Below are 19,799 nucleotides of genomic sequence, written 5' to 3'. Positions count from 1 at the left end.
GTTCTTTAGGCTACATATCACCAATAAATTATAGAAATAAAATAGCTCTGGGAATAGTAGCATAAGTACATTTAAAGGGTAAATCTTTGTTCGAAATGAATTTGTCTAAAAAAGGGTTGCCTTTCCAGGATCAACTTGGGATAATATAGACTTTAAAAATAATGATATAATTATAAACAAGCAATGGAAAGAAGATAAGGAGTACAAAAAGATATAAGTAAGAGAATTAAAACACAATAGATTGTTTCCTAAAAAAATTGAATCTAGTATGTGTACTAGATTCAATTACAAATTTAAAATATTAGGCTTTAATATTTTCATACATGACTTAAGGTATACCTATGCACTAATTTAATTGAGATAGGATTAGATTTTAAAACCATAGCTGAATTTATGGGCTATATCCTAGAAATTGTTATAAAGACATATGCTAATTTCAATAGAGATATGTATAAGGCAGGGAAGAAGGCAGTAAATAAATATTTATAATTTTTCTGCCGTTCCATCTGCCGTTTACCTAATCAGTGTTGAATTTAGCCGTTTTTTAGGGATAATTATTACTTAACAACTATATTATATATTTTCCCTGGAACAAATATTTCCTTTACTATATTCTTTCCTTCTAGGAATCTATTAATATTTTCATCAGCTTTTGCTTTTTCTCTTGCTATATCTTGGGATTCGTCAACACTAATTTGTATTGTACCTCTTACTTTGCCGTTTACTTGAACTGGTAGGTCTATTACTTTATCTCTTGTTTTTTCTTCATCATATTTTGGCCAAGCAGTTTCATGAAGATAACCTTCCAATCCTAATATCTCCCACATTTCCTCTGTTATATGAGGAGCCACAGGGTTTAGTAGTATTATAAATGTCTTTAAATCTTCTTTCTTTATGCTACCATGGTCATTGAATTCATTTAATAGACTCATTAAAGCTGCAATACCTGTATTAAATTTAAGGGTTTCAAAATCTTCAGATACTTTTTTAATAGTCTTGTGAATACTTGATTCTAATTCCTTAGTATAATCTTCACCATCTACTAAAATATCTTGAAGTTTCCATACTCTTTCAAGGAATCGTCTACATCCTTTTACTCCATTTTCTGACCAAGGTACACTTTTTTCAAAGTCACCTATAAACATTTCATAAGTTCTAAGAGTATCTGCACCATAGTCTCTTACTATATCATCAGGATTTATTACATTTCCACGTGATTTTGACATCTTCTCATTATTATCTCCTAGAATCATTCCATGAGAAGTTCTCTTTGCATATGGTTCAGGTATAGGAACTACTCCAATATCATATAAGAATTTATGCCAGAATCTTGAATATAGTAGGTGAAGGGTCGTATGTTCCATTCCACCATTATACCAATCTACTGGTAACCAATAATTTAAAGCTTCTTGAGAAGCAAATTTTTCTTCATTAAAAGGATCGATATATCTTAGGAAGTACCAAGAAGAGCCTGCCCATTGAGGCATTGTATCTGTTTCTCTTTTTCCTTTTCCACCACATTTTGGACAAGTAGTTTCTACCCAATCTATAATATTTGCCAATGGTGATTCACCATTATCCGCTGGTTCATAGTTTTCTACATCTGGTAACATAACTGGCAGTTCTTTTTCTGGTACTGGGACCCATCCACATTCATCACAGTGTATTAGAGGAATTGGTTCTCCCCAATATCTTTGTCTAGAAAATACCCAGTCTCTTAACTTAAAGTTTACTTTTCTAGTACCAAGATTCTTGTCTTCTAGCCATTTAATCATATATTCCTTAGCCTCTTTTACTTCCATTCCATTGATGAAATCAGAATTTATAGCTATACCTTCTTCTGTATCTGTAAAGGCTTCTTTTTCTACATCTCCACCTTTTATTACTTCAATTATGGGAAGGTTAAATTTCTTAGCAAATTCCCAGTCACGAGTATCATGTCCTGGTACTGCCATTATTGCACCTGTACCATAACTCATTAAAACATAGTCAGAAATCCAAATAGGGATTTCTCCTCCACTAGCAGGATTAATCGCTGTTAATCCTTTTATTTCTATACCTGTTTTATCTTTAGATAATTCTGTTCTTTCAAAATCAGATTTTTTACCTACTTCATGTTGATATTCATGAATTTCATCTAAGTTTGTTATTTCTTCCTTATATTTTTCTATTAAAGGATGCTCTGCTGCAATAACCATATATGTTGAACCAAATAATGTATCTGGTCTTGTAGTAAATACCCTTAGCTTATCTTCTTTTCCTGCAATTTGAAAATCTACCTCTGCTCCTTCAGATTTACCAATCCAGTTAGTTTGCTGAGCCTTTACTCTCTCAATATAATCCACCTTATCTAAATCACTAATTAGTCTATCTGCATATTCTGTTATTTTTAGCATCCATTGGTTTTTAACTTTTCTAACTACTTCTCCACTACATCTTTCGCAGGTTCCTTGAATAACTTCTTCGTTTGCTAAGCCTACTTTACAAGATGGACACCAGTTAATAGGCATTTCTTGTTTATATGCCAATCCTTTTTCATATAGTTTTAGGAATATCCATTGAGTCCATTTATAATAATGTGGATCTGTAGTATTTATTTCCCTTGCCCAATCAAAGGAAAATCCTATGGATTTTAACTGTGATTTAAATCTTGCTACGTTTCTTTCTGTAACTGTTTCTGGATGGATTTTATGTTTAATTGCATAGTTCTCTGTTGGTAATCCAAAGGCATCCCATCCCATTGGATATAATACATTATATCCTTCAAGTCTTCTCTTTCTAGACACAATGTCTAATGCAGTATATGGTCTTGGGTGACCTACATGCAGCCCTTCTCCTGATGGATAAGGGAATTCTACTAAAGCATAAAACTTCGGTTTATTACTTTCATTAGATGCCTTAAAGGGTTGTCTTTCATCCCAAATATCATGCCACTTTTTTTCAATTTCATTTGGTCTATATTCTCTCATAATTATCCTCCTCTTATTTAATCGACAATTAATTTCCTAATTTTTTCATCTACATCAGCTCACTGGCTTAGGTTCTGTGACGTAGTCTCGAAACTCAAATCTATTTACTCGTTACACTCGTATAGATTTGGTTCTCGTTACGTTTGACCTACATCAGCTCACTGTCGTTCGCTGTGTTAGGTCATAAAAAAGCCCTCCATCTCTAAATAGAGACGAAAGGCAAATTCCGCGGTACCACTCTTATTGATATTTCTATCCACTCAAAATATAACGGCATTTAACCGACTATGACTAATTTCATCATAGTAACTCCTGGACGAGTTCAGTCTTTATCAATACTGTCTTTCACCAACCGACAGCTCTCTATAATTGATATAAGACCTACTACTTCCATTCACAGTATTTATTGATTTAAGCTATATTCTAGCAGAGAAATCCAATAAAATCAAGACTATTTTAAAATATTATAATTATATCATTCTTCCCAAGCAAAAGATCTTTCTACTGCCTTTTTCCATCCTTTATATAATTTATTTATTTTTTCAGTATCCATATTAGGAACAAACTTTCTATCTATTTGCCAATTGTCTAAAACTTCTTCTTTATCTTTCCAAAATCCTACTGCAAGACCAGCTAAATAAGCCACTCCCAAAGCAGTAGTTTCTATGATTCTAGGTCTTTCAACTATGGAAGATAATATATCTGCTTGAAACTGCATTAAAAAATCGTTTCCTACAGCTCCACCATCTACCTTAAGTGATTGAAGTTTAATATTTGAATCTTCTTCCATGGCTTCTAATACATCTCTAGTTTGATAGGCTATAGATTCTAAGGTTGCTCTAATTATATGCTCGGATTTAGCTCCCCTAGTAAGACCTAATATTGCTCCTCTTGCGTACATATCCCAATATGGTGCACCTATACCTACAAAGGCAGGCACTACATATACTCCATTTGTATCTTCAACTTTTGCTGCGTAGTATTCAGATTCTTCTGCTGACCTAATGAGTTTTAGCTCATCCCTTAGCCATTGAATAGAAGCTCCTGCCACAAATATACTTCCCTCTAAAGCATATTCTATTTTACCATCTATCCCCCAGGCTATTGTAGTCAATAATCCCTTTTTGGATAGCACCATGTTTTCCCCTGTATTCATTAGTAAAAAACATCCTGTTCCATAAGTATTTTTAGCCATGCCAGGTTCAAAACAGTTCTGACCAAAAAGTGCTGCCTGTTGATCTCCAGCAATACCAGCTATGGGTATTTTAATGCCATCAAATATATACTCCTCTGTATAACCATATATCTCAGATGAAGGTTTCACTTCTGGTAGCATAGATTTTGGTATATCTAGTACTTCTATTAATTTTTCGTCCCACTTCAATTCTTTTATATTATATAACATAGTTCTAGATGCGTTGGAGTAATCAGTTACATGAACTTTTCCTCTAGTTAAATTCCAGATAATCCAAGTGTCCACAGTTCCAAATAAAAGCTCTCCTTCTTCTGCTAAGTTTCTAGCCCCCTTTACATTATCTAATATCCATTTAATTTTAGTGGCAGAAAAATATGCGTCAATGATTAAGCCAGTATTCTCTCTAATATATTCTTCTAATCCCATTTCTCGAAGTTCACTACATATATCTGCCGTTCGTCTACACTGCCATACTATCCCATTATAAATAGGCTTACCTGTGTTCTTATTCCAAACTATAGTAGTCTCCCTTTGGTTAGTAATACCTATAGCTGCTATTTCATCTCCCCTTATACCTCCCATTTCTAGAGCCTCTCTTGCTACCCCTGATTGTGTGGCCCATATTTCAATAGGGTCATGTTCTACATACCCAGCTTTTGGATATATTTGCTTAAATTCTTTTTGTGCCTTACCTACTATATTACCTGATTTATCAAATATTATAGCTCTAGAGCTTGTTGTCCCCTGATCAAAAGCCATTATATATTTTTTCACCATAGTACCTCCAATGATTTATATCTTTTATTATAATTATATCATATTGCCCTATTGTTCTTCTATTTTTAATTAGATATAATTAGTTGAGGTGATTAAATTGGGATTAAGTATAGAAACCTTTGTTAAGGGAAAAGATGAAATGGAAATATTTTTAAGAATTTGGGATGATGTTTTAAATCCAAAAGGAGTAGTACAAATCTTCCATGGAATGGCTGAACATACAGCTAGATATGATGACTTTGCAAGATTTTTAAATGAAAAGGGATATATAGTTTATGCCGATGATCATAGGGGACATGGTTATTCTGCAAATAAAAATAATATCTTAGGCTATGTTGGAGACAATGGTTTTTATAATATCGTTGAAGATGAAAAAATAATATCTAATCTAATTAAGGAAAAGTATCAAGACCTTCCTTTATATATATTTGCCCATAGCTTTGGATCATTTATTGGTCAAGAATATATAATCAAGTATTCAAAAGATATTAGTGGTATAATCTTATCAGGGTCTGCAAAACAAAATGGTTTAGATATTAAGGCAGGTAATATACTGTCAAATATACAAAATAAATTCTTTGATAATACTTTAGAGGCAAAACTAATTGATAAATTATCCTTTGGTTCTTTTAATAATAAGGTTGAAAATAAAAGAACTGAATTTGATTGGCTAAGTAGAGATAATAAAGAAGTAGATAAATATATAAAAGATGAACTCTGCGGATATATATCTCCAATAAATTTTTATTATAATCTCTTTGAAGGTTTTAAAGGATTATATAAAAAAGAAAGGTTAAATAATATAGTAAAAACTTTACCTATACTAGTCTTATCAGGTGATATGGATCCTGTAGGTAAGTATGGTAAATCTGTAAAGCGATTATATAATCAATACAATGATTTAGATATTCAAGATATTTCTCTGAAATTATATCCTGGTGGAAGACACGAACTTTTAAATGAAGAAAATAAAGAGGAAGTTTATGATTATATATATAGCTGGTTAAAAGGAAGGTAATAATGAGGAGTTATCTACCCATGTGTAGTCTATTTTACCTACAGGTTCTGCTAAGAATGTTTCATATTTAGCATCTGAAAGAGGTGTCCATTGTGTAGTTTCTACTGGTCTACCATTTATTATATTTGCTGGGTTTGTAGCCCCGGGAACTACTCCTCTTGTTTCATAGTGGATACTCTTATTGTAACCCTTATTTACATTCGTTGAGTTCCAGTATTTCCAATGTTCTCCATCTCCTGCTTTAGGGAAATAGTTTTCTCCCCATGCACTGTCCCACTCCTTGAACCCCACATTATCATATGCGGGGCAAGGTCCATGGTTTCTAGTAGGTGGTGTTGGCAGGTCTGTTGTTGTGGTGTAGGAGTACAAGAATACTTCTCTGTAGGAGTCTAAGCATATATAAGGGTTGGAAGCTACGCATGTTGTAGGTCCTTTGCCCTCCGGGGGCATTTGGTTTTTCTTCTCTTCTTTTGCCTTTGTACTAGATGTCTTATGGGTTTCGGTTGTTTCAAATATTAATCCTATAGGGAACATTGCCATTGATTGTCTGTCAAACCAGTCTACATCCAACATTATAGTCCTCAAAGCCTTTTCGTAATCATAATTAGGGTTAGTTGTGGGGTAGTCTCTTTTGAATATTGCCACCATATCTTCAATGAACTTAGGGTCGTGTAAGTTTCCTCCAGTATCACTATGTCGTTTTGCCATTTCCTGAACTGACTTTGGAACCTGAGGCCAATCCTTAATCATCTTCTCAGATACTGTAATATCTGCTGACCACTGAACATAAGTTTGACCATTCTTTGTAACATATCCTTCTATTTTAAAATTTGATAAGGAGTCTGAGTCTAACATTCTATCTCCAAATGTATCTGTAACTTGTTGCCCGTTAGTGATGACTTGCCCGTTAGGGGTGGTATGTCCATTGGAATTGAAGTTTGCCCCTTTACCTGCCCCCTGCAATGCTTCCTTCCCCCAGCTTACGTTTACCTGTGTGGTTCCATTTGGTACTGGTGTCATGTTCACTATTTTCTGCGTGTAGGTGTTGTCCCCATTATCCCTAGTTCTAGTATCATTGGGTTTCCCATCCGGGTTTAGGTAAAATCCTACTCCTGGGACAGATAGGGTTTGATCCCCAACTTCAGCATCATCTGCGAATACCGTAAATGTTGTTAATATCGTTATTAAACAAAGTAGTAATGTTAACCTTCGTTTGTTTATTTTCATTTTAAATCACCTATCTTTATCAGTTGTACAGATTCACTATGTTTCACACCTTTTCTACTTGAAGGTTTATCCCTTTTCATATTCTTTATTTTAACAGGTTTATTTAAATTGATTTCAATTATTGTACCGTTATCATAAAAGTATAATGTCTTTAATGTTTTACCTTCTAGGGTTTCACCTTTATTAGCAAATATTGTACCACTTGATGCTCTTGTTGTATATATGGTTCCCTCTGTATCTGCGATGGCGTAGGTGTGCATGGTTCTAGGGCTTACGGGACTTCTTACGGATAGGCTAAGGTATACACCTATTTCTCCATTATCATATTCGTCGATTCCATATTGAGGTATTATTATATCTTTGTAATAACTAGTTGCATCATATAATTTATTTCCTCTAAAACTTAAATCCAGATTTACATTTCCTAAACCTACTAACTTTTTATATTTATTCTCTACATATTTTCCATCTTTATTTGGTATTTCTTTTATGGTGGATAGGTCTACTGCTGTGTAGCATGGGGGTTTGAAGTACCCCCATCTATCATAATATGATTTCACAACCTCTAAATCCTCAATGGTTGCCTTATTACTACTTTGGCTTGGCTTTTCTACTGGCTTTTCTACTGGTTTTTCAACGGGTTTTTCCACTGGCTTTTCTACCGGTTTAGGTGGAGTAGTTGGTTTCTCTTCTTTTGGTTTCTCTACGGGTTTCTCAACTGGCTTTTCAATCGGCTTCTCAACAGGTTTCTCTACGGGTTTTTCAACAGGTTTCTCTATTGGTTTCTCCACCGGCTTTTCTACTGGTTTTTCAACTGGTTTCTCCACTGGTGTAGTTGGTTTCTCTACTACATGTTCTTGCTTAGGTGCACCTTCTTCTCTTATGTCTATTGCCTTTGCTTCATGATAATAGTCTACTGTATATCCTAGGCTTTCCATTATACTTCTAAATGGTAGGTAGGTTCTGCTTACAGCAGGGTCTACTGTTGCTGAAGTATCTAGTTCTACTAGTTCTCCATTTGAGGACATTACCCTTTTATTTATTGGGTACTTTAATTCTTTACCATTCCCTTTGGCTATAGCTAATGAATTGGCTTGGTCCCATGTTAGGTTTACACCTTCTATATTGTCTGCAATATCCCTTATTGCTACAGATGTTCTTCCATTTACCATTTTAATTCCATAGGCAAACTTGTTATCCAATCTTATTTTTGTGCCATCTTTTTGTATTAGGGTTACTTTGTAGTTGTAGGCTGCATCTTCCATCTTTTCAACATTGGTCTTGTATTGGGTGAATGGGTTTCCATTATTCTCCATGTTATTTAATAATGCTACTTGTGTAGTATTTGATATATTCTCCACAGCATTACAACCTACTGGTCCTAATAGTGTAATCGCAACTAATGTACCTACTCCTGTTTTCTTTAAAATATCTGCTTTCTTATTCATTTATATTTTCCCCCTATTTTTTATAATTGTTCTTTAATTCAAGTTTTTACTAACTTATGTAATTTAAAAATAAATTCATCCAATTTTACTCTATAAAATACGACAGGAATTTGGTATACCTGTCGTATTTATATTATTTTTAGTTATCAAGTTGTTCCTTTAATTCTTCCACCTCAGATTTAGAAAGACCTGTTGCTTTTACTACTAATGCTATTTCTACACCTTCTTTTAATAAGTTTTTAGCTATCTCAATATTTCTTTTCTGCATTCCTTCTTGTCTTCCTTCGAGTAATCCTTTCTGCATTCCTTCTTGTAGTCCTTTTTCCATTCCTAATAACTCTCTTCTTTCTAAGATACTCATAGTAACAGCCCCCTTTCCATCTAATCTCCTTATTTCCTCTTTTATATCTTCCTCTGTAGCATCACTATTGGTTAATTCTATATATCTTAAATATATTTCCCCATAATATATTATTGTCTCCAATGACTCTTCTTTTTGTACCTCATCCAATGCTAATAGAAAATTTTCCAGAACCACTTCCAAATCCTCTTCAAAGGAATATTTAAACGCCTTTAGCATCATTGCTGTTAATCTAGTTAGTTTCTGAAAGTCATTTTCTTTATATTCCCCTATATTGAAAAAATCATATTTGAATACTGGTACTCTTTCTTTAAAGTATTCTGGTAACTGATAAAAATCTGGTATCATATCTCTTATATCGGTTCTAATATTCCATTTTTCTTTTCCATGATAAATAAGCATTGGAATTATAATTGGCAGTTCTTCTTTGTTTTCTTTTTGTATTATTGTCATCCACGATTCTAACATATATTTATTTAATTGAAATATTGCTAATTTATCTTTATAGGACTTATGCTCTATTAGAAAAGATATATAAGCATCTTTATTGTTTATTTTTACCCTATAAATTAAATCTGAAAAGTTTTCTTGTAATTCTTTGTTTATAAAGGTATCCTTTTGAAGTTCTAAACTCTCCATATCTATTATATCTAAAGCTTCTTTAGGTATATTATTTTCTATAAAATCTTTTGCTATTCTTTTCTGACTAAATACTTCCTTAAATGTGACATCATGCTTATTTACTACTTCATTTTTCATCTTATCACCAACTTTTTTTAGTCTTCCCAAATTTATTATATCATTTATATAATTATTCTTCTACATATTCTAGTGGTATAATCTTATTCTATTATATCTACTTTAATATTGATGATTCTAAAAAATCCATATTAAGTATAGGCTTTTGTATAATTTCTACAACTGCTGTTTATTCAAAATCATATTAATCCTATACATTTTATATTGATTTATAGCCACTTTGCATAGCTAACATTATACGTTTTCTAAATATTATTATATAAACACTTTGTGTAGTTTATCAAAGAACACTACTTTTGAAAACATAAAAACTTTATGATTTTTTAGCTTGTTTATAGTTAGAACCTATAATTTTTAATTATCATTTTCTATAATATAAAATTTAGTTAAAATTTCGGCTTTAAATTTCAACGTGATTGATGAATAATCTTAGAATATTAACATATATTCCAAACTTCTTCATATAATTAGATAATTTAAAAAACCTCTGTAAATAATATTATCTACAGAGGTTTTTTAATATTGTTATATTTACATATCCCTAAACTATTACTGTCTCTACTTTACTCAAAGAATCCTAAAATAAATACTCCTATGGTTATCATTATAATAGTAAAATATTGATTTTTACTCAATTTTTCTTTCAGCCATATTCTTCCAAAGATTACAGCTACAATACTATCTATGGACATTAATGGTGCTGCAACTACTGAGTTTCCAGTTAATGCATAGACATAGAAAAATTGTCCTGCAGTTTCACAAATTCCACCTATTATATTGAATTTCTCATCTTTAATATTATATCTTTCCTTCTTAATAACTACTAGGTAAAATAAAGATATTAAAGCTACAATAAAAAAAGTAAGTTCAAATGAAATCAATGCTTCTTCTGGTGTAAGGATATTACTTAAATACATATCATCTAAAAATGTTGCAAAGGCATCAACTACAGCATAGATTATAGGAAATATAAGGGCTACTGCTCCAAGATTAAGCTTTTTTTCCTCCAAACTTAAATCTTTTTTCCTAGCTTCTTTGCCTTCTAATACTGCCAACAAAATAAGACCAATTGTTATAAGACTTACTGCTAAAAATTGAATACCTGTCATTGTTTTACCTAGTACCATAAAAGACAATATACCTGCCATTGCTCCTGAGGTACTGGCTACAGGTGAACCTACTGATATTTGAAGGTATCTATATCCATAAAAATCTACTGCCATAGATAATATGTATAAAAAGGATACTGGAAAGTATATAAAGTTAGTCTTTATACTATAATTAAAATCCAATTTATATAATTCTACAAAAGCTTGTAATCCCATAATAATACCAATCATAATTAAAATTCTTAAATGACTATATTTGTCGTTAGGATCAGTCCCCCTCTTAAAAGATACATCTGATAATCCCCAAAATAATGTGGCTAATAATGCTAAACTAAACCATGTTAATTCCATATGTTTTCTCCTTTGTTTTATAATATGAATAATTATTATAGCATAGTCTACTATTCCTTTAAAGAAGATTATAACTATAAAAGCAATAAAAAAGCTAACTATATTTAAAAAACTAGTTAGCTTTTTTATTATAATTTTTTCTAAAATTCTGCTGATTTTACTGTTCTTGGGAATGGGATTACGTCTCTTATATTTGTCATTCCTGTTATATACATAACAGCTCTCTCAAATCCAAGTCCATATCCTGCATGTTTTGTACCACCAAATTTTCTTAGTTCTAGATACCACCAGTAATCCTCTGGGTCCATTCCGTTTTCTATTATTTTTTGTTCTAGTAGTTCAAGTCTTTCTTCTCTTTGAGAACCTCCTATGATTTCTCCAACGCCTGGAACTAAAAGGTCCATGGCTGCTACAGTTTTTCCATCATCGTTTAATCTCATATAAAATGCCTTTATTTCCTTTGGATAATCTACGACAAATACTGGCTTTTTAAATACTTTCTCTGATAAATATCTTTCATGTTCAGTTTGCAAGTCCATACCCCATTCTACTGGATATTGGAATTCTTCACCTGATTTTTGAAGTAATTCCACTGCTTCAGTATATGTTATACGTCCAAAATCTGAATTAACTACATTTTCAAGTCTTTCAATTAAACCTTTATCTACAAAACTGTTGAAAAACTCCACTTCTTCCTTAGCATTTTCCATTACATATTTAATTATATATTTCATCATATCTTCAGCTAATTGCATATCATCATTAATATCAGCAAAAGCAATTTCTGGTTCTATCATCCAAAACTCTGCTGCATGTCTTGCAGTATTAGAGTTTTCAGCTCTAAATGTTGGACCAAAAGTATAAATGTCTTTATATGCTAAAGCAAAAGCTTCTCCCTCTAATTGACCTGATACTGTAAGACTAGTTTCTTTACCAAAAAAATCCTTTGTAAAGTCAATTTCTTTCTTATCATTCATAGGAATATTGTGAAAATCTAAGGTAGATACTCTAAACATTTCTCCTGCACCTTCAGCATCTGAAGCTGTAACAATTGGAGTATGAACATATACAAATCCTCTTTCTTGGAAGAATTTGTGTATTGCATAAGCAAGAATAGATCTTACTCTAAATACAGCATTAAATGTATTAGCTCTAGGTCTTAAATGGGCTATGGTTCTCATATATTCAAAAGTATGCCTTTTCTTTTGTAGCGGATAATCTGCTGTAGAATATCCTTCTATTTCTATTTCACTTGCCTTAATTTCAAAGGGCTGTTTTGCCTCTGGTGTAGGTACTAATATACCTTTAACCATTATTGATGAACTAAGGGGCAATTTTTCCACTTCTTTAAAGTTTTCTAAACTTTCCTCAAATACTATTTGAATGTTTTTAAAAAATGTACCATCATTTAACTCTAGGAATCCAAAGGTCTTTGAACTTCTTGATGTTCTTATCCAGCCTTCAAGTACAACTTCATTATTTAAATACTTCTCAGTCTCTTTATAAATTTCCCTAATTGTAGTTTTCATTTTTATTCTCCTCTCTATTATGATTTAATTTTTGGTACGTTTGACCTACATCAGCTCACTATCGTTCACTAAGTTAGGTCATAAAAAAACCTTTCATCTCTTTTTGATTATAGAGACGAAAGGTAAATTTCGCGGTACCACCCTAATTGCTAATAGCCACTTTAACACACATCTTAATGTGCTTCACATATAACGGTGTGATTCCGTCTAAGTCTACTCTCTTAATGATTTCAATTAGAAACTCAAGGATGTTCTTCAATATAAGTCTCGTACCTATGTCTCACTATTATAGGCTCCCTTTGACTACCTCTTATATTTACTCTTCCTATCAAAGTTTTTTCCTTACTTTTATATAATTATAGTTATTTTACCTAAAGTTGTCAATGAATTTAGCTAATCTTTATTTTATTTCTTTATTATATCCATTTTACTAAATTTATACTATGAAAAAATTCCTTATAAAGCTGCATTTACAAGAAATACTATTTATCTTAGCTTTTGGTCTTCATCGATATAGTCCAACTCTTCTTTGAATATTTCTCTTGCATTTTCTATTTTTATAGGATCCTGAGTTTTTAGTGCAGATTCAAATTTTGTAATTATATAATCTAACTGCTTCCTAGCTTCTCCTACACTTTCTTCATACATTCTCTCACTCCTAAATAAAAGAAGTTTATTTTTTTCCTGCTCTCTAGGAGGAATCTTCAAGTAACTTATTTCTTCCATTCGTTTTTCTATCATTTCATCAGTCATATCATTATTTTTATTTTTGATAATTTGTTTAACTTTATTTCCTGTGGAATTTACTTTAACTTCTACTTCCAGTATAGAATTAATATCATAAGTATATGTTACATCTATACTTTCTTCACCTGCCAAAGCCAATGGAACTTCCACAAATAGTTCTCCCAAAGATATATTATTCTTTGCGAATCTGCTCTCCCCTTGAAGTATATTTATTCTTATTTTACTTTGATTATCATATACCGTATATAGTGTCTGAGTTCTACTTGCAGGAATTACAGTATTTCTATCTATTATTGGACAGAAATAACCTGCCTCTATCCTATTATTTTCTCTTTCCATAACAACTTCTGTCCCTAAAGTATATGGACAAACATCTGTTAAAATTACTTCTTTTATATATTGATTTCTTTCTTTTAAAGCAGCTTGAATTGCTGCACCTAGGGATACGGCTTCATCAGGATTAATTGATGTATTTGGAAATCTGCCAAAAAGCTTATTTACAAATTTTCTTACAATAGGAAGCTTTGTAGAACCTCCTACAAGTATTACATCATCTATTTGAGATAATCTCAGATTTGTATCACTTAAACTTCTCTTTATGGGATTTCTTATTTTTTCTAAAAGAAGTTCACAAGCCTCCTCGTAATCATCAATATCTATTTGAAATTCAATTCGTTCATCATTTATAATACAGTTCATAGAAGATATTTTACTATCTGAAAATCCTCTTTTGCATTTCTCTGCTTGGTCCAATATATGTGATAAAGTTTTTGAATCTAAAGATTCTCTATCGATTTTATTTTTTTTAATAAATAGTTCAACTAAAATTTGAGTAAAATCTTCTCCTCCTAAATAGTTGTCACCAGCCACTGCTCTAACTTCAAGTATATTATTAAAAAGCTCTAAAATAGAGACGTCAAATGTACCTCCACCTAAATCAAATACTAAAATTTTAGCATCTGCTTTTTTTTGATACAATCCATAAGCTATGGCTGCGGCTGTAGGCTCACTTATAATACGCTCTACTTTGAATCCAGCCATTTCTCCCGCTTTTTTAGTTGCTTTTCTCTGTTCATCATTGAAATATGCAGGAACGCTTATTACTGCTTCTTCTACTTTTTCACCAAGAAAATGTTCTGCATCTTCTTTTAAATATTTCAATATAAATGAAGATAACTCTTCGGCATTAAATTCATTTTTCCCCAGCTTAAAAACTTTTTGACTTCCCATATCTCTTTTAAAAACCTGTGCTGTACTGTCATAGTAAACTGCACTTCTTTCTAGGGCTGTTTCACCTACGTATATATTAGAGTTTTCATCTATACCAACAACAGATGGTGTTAGACTTTTCCCTAAACGATTGGGAATTATTTTTGCACCATCTTCTGTAAAATATGATACCGAACTGTTTGTTGTACCTAAATCTATTCCTATTATCATGCTATTCTCCCCTTACTCTTTAGATGCCAATCTTTTAACTGCAATACACACATCAAGACATTCTGGCTCATATTCCAACACTATATTATAATTCTTCAATGCTTCTTCTATATCTCCTTTTGCCTCTGCTAACATACCTACCAAAGCAAACTTTTCATAACATTTTCCATATGGACAACCTTTGCATTTTTTATATTTATCCATTTCAGCAATATAATATTCAGCTTTTTCAATATCTCCCATATATATATATGCTCTTGTTATGCCATATAATCTAGCAGGAATATATCCAGTATCTGTAAAAAACTCTTTTTCATCACCTATATCTTTAATATAATACTCAATTGATTTTTTGAAATAATCTTCTTTTTTAAATCCTAAAAATTTATATGACATTCCCATATTCAAATATATCTCGTACAAATTCTCATAATCTGTTTTATCCACGTCTTTTAATGCTTTTTTATAATAATGAAGGGCTTTCATATATTTATTTTGGTATAAATACAAATCACCTAAATCAAGATAAACCTCTGTATTATTCTTACCTTTACAAATTGCATCCTTATAAGAGGATTTTGCCTTGGATAAATCACCTTTAAGTTTATATAAGTCTCCCTTTCTACGTTTGATTTTATTTATATCTGCATTTTCTACATTTTCCATATGTTTGCTACATATTTTAATTCCTTCATCATATTTGCCCATTATTATATACAGACTTCTTAAACTCTCGTAAAAAACATCTTTATTAGGAAACCTTTCCAATCCTTTTTTTAAATATTCCTCAGCTTTGTCATATTGTTCCAATACCCTATAAGTCTTTGCTATATTATTAAATGGCAAGTGTGTTTCTTCATAATCCAGACATTCCATAGATTTAAGATAGTACTCTAGAGCTTTCTCATACTCTCCTAAATTGTGATAATTAAATCCTAAATTATTGTATGGAAACGGATTTGCAGAATCTAGCTCAATTGATTTCAAATAGTTATCTATACCTTCTTCAGTTCTTCCAAGTCTTGAAAGCGTAAGCCCTTTTGAAAGATAGTTGTATCCCGTCTCCTTCATTTCAATTAGTTTATCCCTATATTTTAAAGCTTCATTATAATAGTTTCTTTCTTCATCTCCCGTTGCGTATTGTGCTTTTTCCTCTAACATACTGGCAATTGAAGAATATGCTTCTGTACGTTCTGGATTAATATCTAGAAGCTTATTATAATATGCTATAGCTTCATCTAAATTACCCTTTCCCTCATGAGCTGATGCTAAACGGTAAATAACTTTTTCGTCATTAGGATATTCTTTATCAAGCTCTGTAAATATACTTATTGCTTCATGGTATTCTTCTAGTTCATGATGTATATATCCTTTATAAAATACAAATTCAATATTTTGAGTTAATTTAACAGCTTCATTTATAGCATTAAGTGCGTCTTCAAATTCATACATAGCCACACACACATCTGCTTCTGTATATAAAATATCCAAATAGAACTCTTCATCATAATTATTTTTTACATGGTCATCTTTTAAGTCCAATACTAATTTATATGCCTGCTCTTTTACTTCTCCTATGGTTTCAAGAGTTTGCCTTAAAGCTTTAATTTTATAAAGCTTTATTTCTTCATTGTTTATATCATTGTCTTCGGCTCTTTGTATAATATCTAAACAATCTTCGTACTTGCCAAACAGATGGAATGTCTTTATTGCTAGAAGATATGGCATGTAATATCCTGGTTCTATATTTACAGCATTATAATAATCATCAATTACATCCTGATACCTCTCCATATTGTAATATGCTTCTTGTCTGCATAAATATGCTGGATAATAATCTGATGCTTTACTGATTATTTCATCACATATATCTATACATTCCTCATTATTTTCATATTTTAAAAATGTTTGCGCTTTATAATTCATATATAGTAGCTTGTTATTTTCAACTTTTTCATTTTGAATAGCCTTTTCTAAATAATTTAAAACTTCTTTGAAATTTTCTTCGCTTTGTTCTTTTAAGTTTGAAAGAGCTATTGCAATTGTATAATAAGAGTATCCAAAGTTTCTTAATCTCTTTTCTGCATCTTCGCTTCCATCATCTTCTATTTTTTCTAAATCATCTACCCAAGCTAGTAAAAGAGGATATGCCTTTTCATAATTGTTCACAGATAAATATGTTCTTCCCATTAAATTATTATATAATGGTTTTTTATCTTCTGGAATATTTGAATCTTCTAGAAGATTTATGGTATCATCAAATCTATGATTTTGATAGAAACACCATCCTAATTCTACTAATGTTTCAAAATCATCGGGATTTTCGTCAAGTTGTTCTTTATAACTTTCCATTAAATATTCATTTGCTCTCATCATTTCATTTAAAGCATTTTGGTCACCAGAATAGACATATAGCATATCAATAAACCATTCTTTTGCTTCAAGATATTCCTTCTCTGCTAAAAAACATCTACCTAATCCTAGTTTGGCACTGTAATGAGTGGGAATTTTTTCAATAAGTTTTTCATAGTATTTTTTTGCTCTAGAGATTTCATTTAACTGAAAAGAAGCTTCTGCCACATATAAAGTAATATAATCACAATCAGGATACTTATTTCCCAATTCTATTATAATTTCTTCTGCATATTTATCCTTCCCCAATTTTAAATAATGTCGAACAACTTCTACATCTTCATATGGATGATAAATTGCATTGTTTTTCATTATTTCGATTTCTTTCTCTATACCATCTAAATCATTATAATCTAGCATATCTTTTACTTTAAAATAATGCCTTATATAATCATCATATTCTCCAAATTCGGGACCTTCAAATAAATAAAAATCCAAAAAATCCTCATAAATTATAGAATTACATACAAAATCTATGAAATTTTTAGGGAATTTCTCATAAAGCTTTTCTCTATCATCTGTAATATCAAATCGTTCATCTATTAATGTCCACACTTTATGAGGCAGATAGTAATTATCCATAAAAAAAGCAAGTAACTTTTCTTGAGCAATCCCTACTGTATCTAAAGCTACACAAATATCATCATCTAAAAGTTCTTTCCATTTATTAGTAGATACTCGGTCTGGAAAATTAAAGTATATTTCTTCTACTTTTTTCATCCACTTTCCAACATCATCTAAATCATCAAATTCTATAAACGTCTGTTCCTTCTTTAATTCTTGTATATGTATAATAGCATCTTCATATGCTTTTCTAAGTTCCTTAAATCCTTCTGGATCATCTTCTGGGTTTACATTAACAAGTTTTTCTCTATATGCAGATTTAATTAAATCTTCATCCTTAGTTTTATCGATTCCTAGTACATTCCAAAATTTTTCCATTGTTCTTTTCGCCCCTTTTTAAAGTTTTATATTTCTATTATATTTGATGAGGATTTTCATATGATTTGTCACAGGGAAATTCTTCACATAACATATATCGGAAAATTTTAACAGAAAATAAAGGGGTAAAATAGTCCTTTTTATTTATAATTCCCTACCATAAGATAAGAATCTTTTCTTTATTTCTTTTTCATACCCATTTTCTGTGGGTTCATAGTATTTCTTTCCTATGAATTCAGTGGGCAAATATTGTTGTGGAATAAAAGCATTTTCATAATCATGAGGATATTTATATCCCATACCATGACCTAATTTCTTAGCTCCAGGATAACTTCCATCTCGCAGATGTGAAGGCACCTTTCCTATTTCTTTATTTCTTATGTCCTCTAAAGCTTTATCTATACCCATATATGCTGCATTACTCTTTGGTGCTGTTGCTATATAGACTGCCGCTTGAGCTAATGGGATTCTTCCTTCTGGCATACCTATTACATTTACTGCATTAAAGGCAGATACGGCAATATTTAAAGCATTTGGATCAGCATTACCTACATCTTCTGATGCACAGATTATAATTCTTCTGGCAATGAATTTAGGGTCTTCCCCTGCATTTATCATTTTAGCTAACCAATATAAAGTAGCATCTGGGTCTGAACCTCTCATGCTTTTTATAAAAGCTGATATGGTGTCATAATGCTCGTCTCCATCTTTATCATATCTTGCTGTTTTTATTTGTATAGATGATCTTATTGTGTCTAAATCAATTTGAATTACTTCTTCTTCATTGGCAGAAGTAGAAAGAACCCCTATTTCTAAAGAATTAAGTATGGTTCGTCCATCTCCCTCTGCAATAGTTATAAGATAATTTATAGCATCTTCCGTTATATCTACTTTATATTCTCCTAGTCCCTTTTCTTTATTGGATAGAGCATTTTTTATAAGATTTCTTAAATCATCTTTAGTCAAAGATTCTAATTTTAAAACCATAACTCTAGATAATAAAGCCTTATTCACTTCAAAATAAGGATTTTCAGTAGTGGCACCTATAAGTATTATAATTCCTTTTTCTACAAATGGAAGCAATGCGTCTTGTTGAGATTTATTAAATCTATGTATCTCATCTACAAATAATATAGTTCTTCTATTATACAATTTTAAATTTTCTTCTGCTCTGTCCATTACTTCCCGAATATCTTTTACTCCAGATGTTACAGCAGATAATTTTTCAAATATCATATTGGTAGTATTGGCTATTATCATAGCCAAAGTGGTCTTACCTGTACCTGGAGGTCCAAAGAATATCATTGAAGTTATTCTATCTGCCTTTATAGACCTATTTAAAAACTGTCCTTCTCCTAATAAATGCTTCTGCCCTACAAATTCACTTATTTTCTCTGGTCTCATTCTGTCAGCCAAAGGTGCATTCTTTTTTAATTTTTCTTCCATATTTAACGTAAACAAATCCATTTCATCACCTAATTAATATTATTATTTCCATTATAATACAATAACTCC

General features: G+C 31.3%; 11 protein-coding genes and 2 other annotated features. Of the genes, 1 reads left to right on the top strand and 10 read right to left on the bottom strand.

Annotation, left to right across the window (positions count from 1 at the left end):
- Positions 1 to 557 precede the first annotated feature (557 nt).
- Both leuS and glpK read right to left on the bottom strand, forming a co-directional pair.
- A complete protein-coding gene (gene leuS / locus FYJ83_RS07845; RefSeq protein ID WP_154439775.1) occupies positions 558 to 2,969 on the bottom strand; it encodes a leucine--tRNA ligase in 2,412 nt (803 codons plus the stop codon).
- Positions 2,970 to 3,174: 205 nt separating this feature from the next.
- Positions 3,175 to 3,376 (bottom strand) — a binding site (T-box leader).
- 68 nt (positions 3,377 to 3,444) lie between these two features.
- Positions 3,445 to 4,941: a glycerol kinase GlpK gene (gene glpK, locus FYJ83_RS07840; RefSeq protein ID WP_154439774.1), complete on the bottom strand. Its 1,497-nt coding sequence runs from the start codon at positions 4,939 to 4,941 to the stop codon at positions 3,445 to 3,447.
- A 97-nt stretch (positions 4,942 to 5,038) separates the two neighbouring features.
- Between glpK and FYJ83_RS07835 the strand changes: the two genes are divergently transcribed.
- On the top strand, positions 5,039 to 5,959 hold the full coding sequence (locus FYJ83_RS07835) for an alpha/beta hydrolase (protein WP_154439773.1): 921 nt from the start codon (positions 5,039 to 5,041) through the stop codon (positions 5,957 to 5,959).
- On the opposite strand, the gene FYJ83_RS07830 is transcribed toward FYJ83_RS07835, so the two are convergent.
- The 8 genes from FYJ83_RS07830 to FYJ83_RS07795 form a co-directional block, all read right to left on the bottom strand.
- Positions 5,945 to 6,979, bottom strand: a complete 1,035-nt coding sequence (locus FYJ83_RS07830; protein WP_195837951.1) for a hypothetical protein — start codon at positions 6,977 to 6,979, stop codon at positions 5,945 to 5,947. The genes FYJ83_RS07835 and FYJ83_RS07830 overlap by 15 nt on opposite strands.
- Before the next feature lie 203 nt (positions 6,980 to 7,182).
- Positions 7,183 to 8,634, bottom strand: a complete 1,452-nt coding sequence (locus tag FYJ83_RS07825) for a stalk domain-containing protein (protein ID WP_154439771.1) — start codon at positions 8,632 to 8,634, stop codon at positions 7,183 to 7,185.
- Positions 8,635 to 8,773: 139 nt separating this feature from the next.
- Entirely contained in the window at positions 8,774 to 9,784 is a 1,011-nt protein-coding gene (locus FYJ83_RS07820; RefSeq protein WP_195837950.1) for an Rpn family recombination-promoting nuclease/putative transposase, read from the bottom strand.
- A gap of 533 nt (positions 9,785 to 10,317) precedes the next feature.
- Positions 10,318 to 11,214, bottom strand: a complete 897-nt coding sequence (locus FYJ83_RS07815; RefSeq protein ID WP_154439769.1) for a DMT family transporter — start codon at positions 11,212 to 11,214, stop codon at positions 10,318 to 10,320.
- Positions 11,215 to 11,354: 140 nt separating this feature from the next.
- Positions 11,355 to 12,743: an asparagine--tRNA ligase gene (gene asnS, locus FYJ83_RS07810; RefSeq protein WP_154439768.1), complete on the bottom strand. Its 1,389-nt coding sequence runs from the start codon at positions 12,741 to 12,743 to the stop codon at positions 11,355 to 11,357.
- A 108-nt stretch (positions 12,744 to 12,851) separates the two neighbouring features.
- Positions 12,852 to 13,084: a binding site (T-box leader), on the bottom strand.
- A gap of 145 nt (positions 13,085 to 13,229) precedes the next feature.
- On the bottom strand, positions 13,230 to 14,930 hold the full coding sequence (locus FYJ83_RS07805) for an Hsp70 family protein (RefSeq protein ID WP_154439767.1): 1,701 nt from the start codon (positions 14,928 to 14,930) through the stop codon (positions 13,230 to 13,232).
- A 12-nt stretch (positions 14,931 to 14,942) separates the two neighbouring features.
- Entirely contained in the window at positions 14,943 to 18,284 is a 3,342-nt protein-coding gene (locus tag FYJ83_RS07800) for a tetratricopeptide repeat protein (protein WP_154439766.1), read from the bottom strand.
- Between the two features lie 144 nt (positions 18,285 to 18,428).
- Positions 18,429 to 19,751: a replication-associated recombination protein A gene (locus FYJ83_RS07795; protein ID WP_154439765.1), complete on the bottom strand. Its 1,323-nt coding sequence runs from the start codon at positions 19,749 to 19,751 to the stop codon at positions 18,429 to 18,431.
- Between the last annotated feature and the right edge of the window lie 48 nt (positions 19,752 to 19,799).

The sequence above is a fragment of the Tissierella pigra genome (assembly GCF_009695605.1).
GTDB classification, from domain to species: Bacteria; Bacillota; Clostridia; order Tissierellales; family Tissierellaceae; genus Tissierella; species Tissierella pigra.
This window is presented reverse-complemented; position numbering and strand designations above follow the sequence as displayed.

Bases quoted from the DNA above. Each gene is read 5' to 3' on its own strand.
- FYJ83_RS07815 (WP_154439769.1), bottom strand. From the start codon at position 11,214: ATGGAATTAACATGGTTTAGTTTAGCATTATTAGCCACATTATTTTGG.
- FYJ83_RS07830 (WP_195837951.1), bottom strand. From the start codon at position 6,979: ATGACACCAGTACCAAATGGAACCACACAGGTAAACGTAAGCTGGGGG.
- FYJ83_RS07800 (WP_154439766.1), bottom strand. From the start codon at position 18,284: ATGGAAAAATTTTGGAATGTACTAGGAATCGATAAAACTAAGGATGAA.
- asnS (WP_154439768.1), bottom strand. From the start codon at position 12,743: ATGAAAACTACAATTAGGGAAATTTATAAAGAGACTGAGAAGTATTTA.
- FYJ83_RS07795 (WP_154439765.1), bottom strand. From the start codon at position 19,751: ATGGATTTGTTTACGTTAAATATGGAAGAAAAATTAAAAAAGAATGCA.
- FYJ83_RS07825 (WP_154439771.1), bottom strand. From the start codon at position 8,634: ATGAATAAGAAAGCAGATATTTTAAAGAAAACAGGAGTAGGTACATTA.
- glpK (WP_154439774.1), bottom strand. From the start codon at position 4,941: ATGGTGAAAAAATATATAATGGCTTTTGATCAGGGGACAACAAGCTCT.
- FYJ83_RS07805 (WP_154439767.1), bottom strand. From the start codon at position 14,930: ATGATAATAGGAATAGATTTAGGTACAACAAACAGTTCGGTATCATAT.
- leuS (WP_154439775.1), bottom strand. From the start codon at position 2,969: ATGAGAGAATATAGACCAAATGAAATTGAAAAAAAGTGGCATGATATT.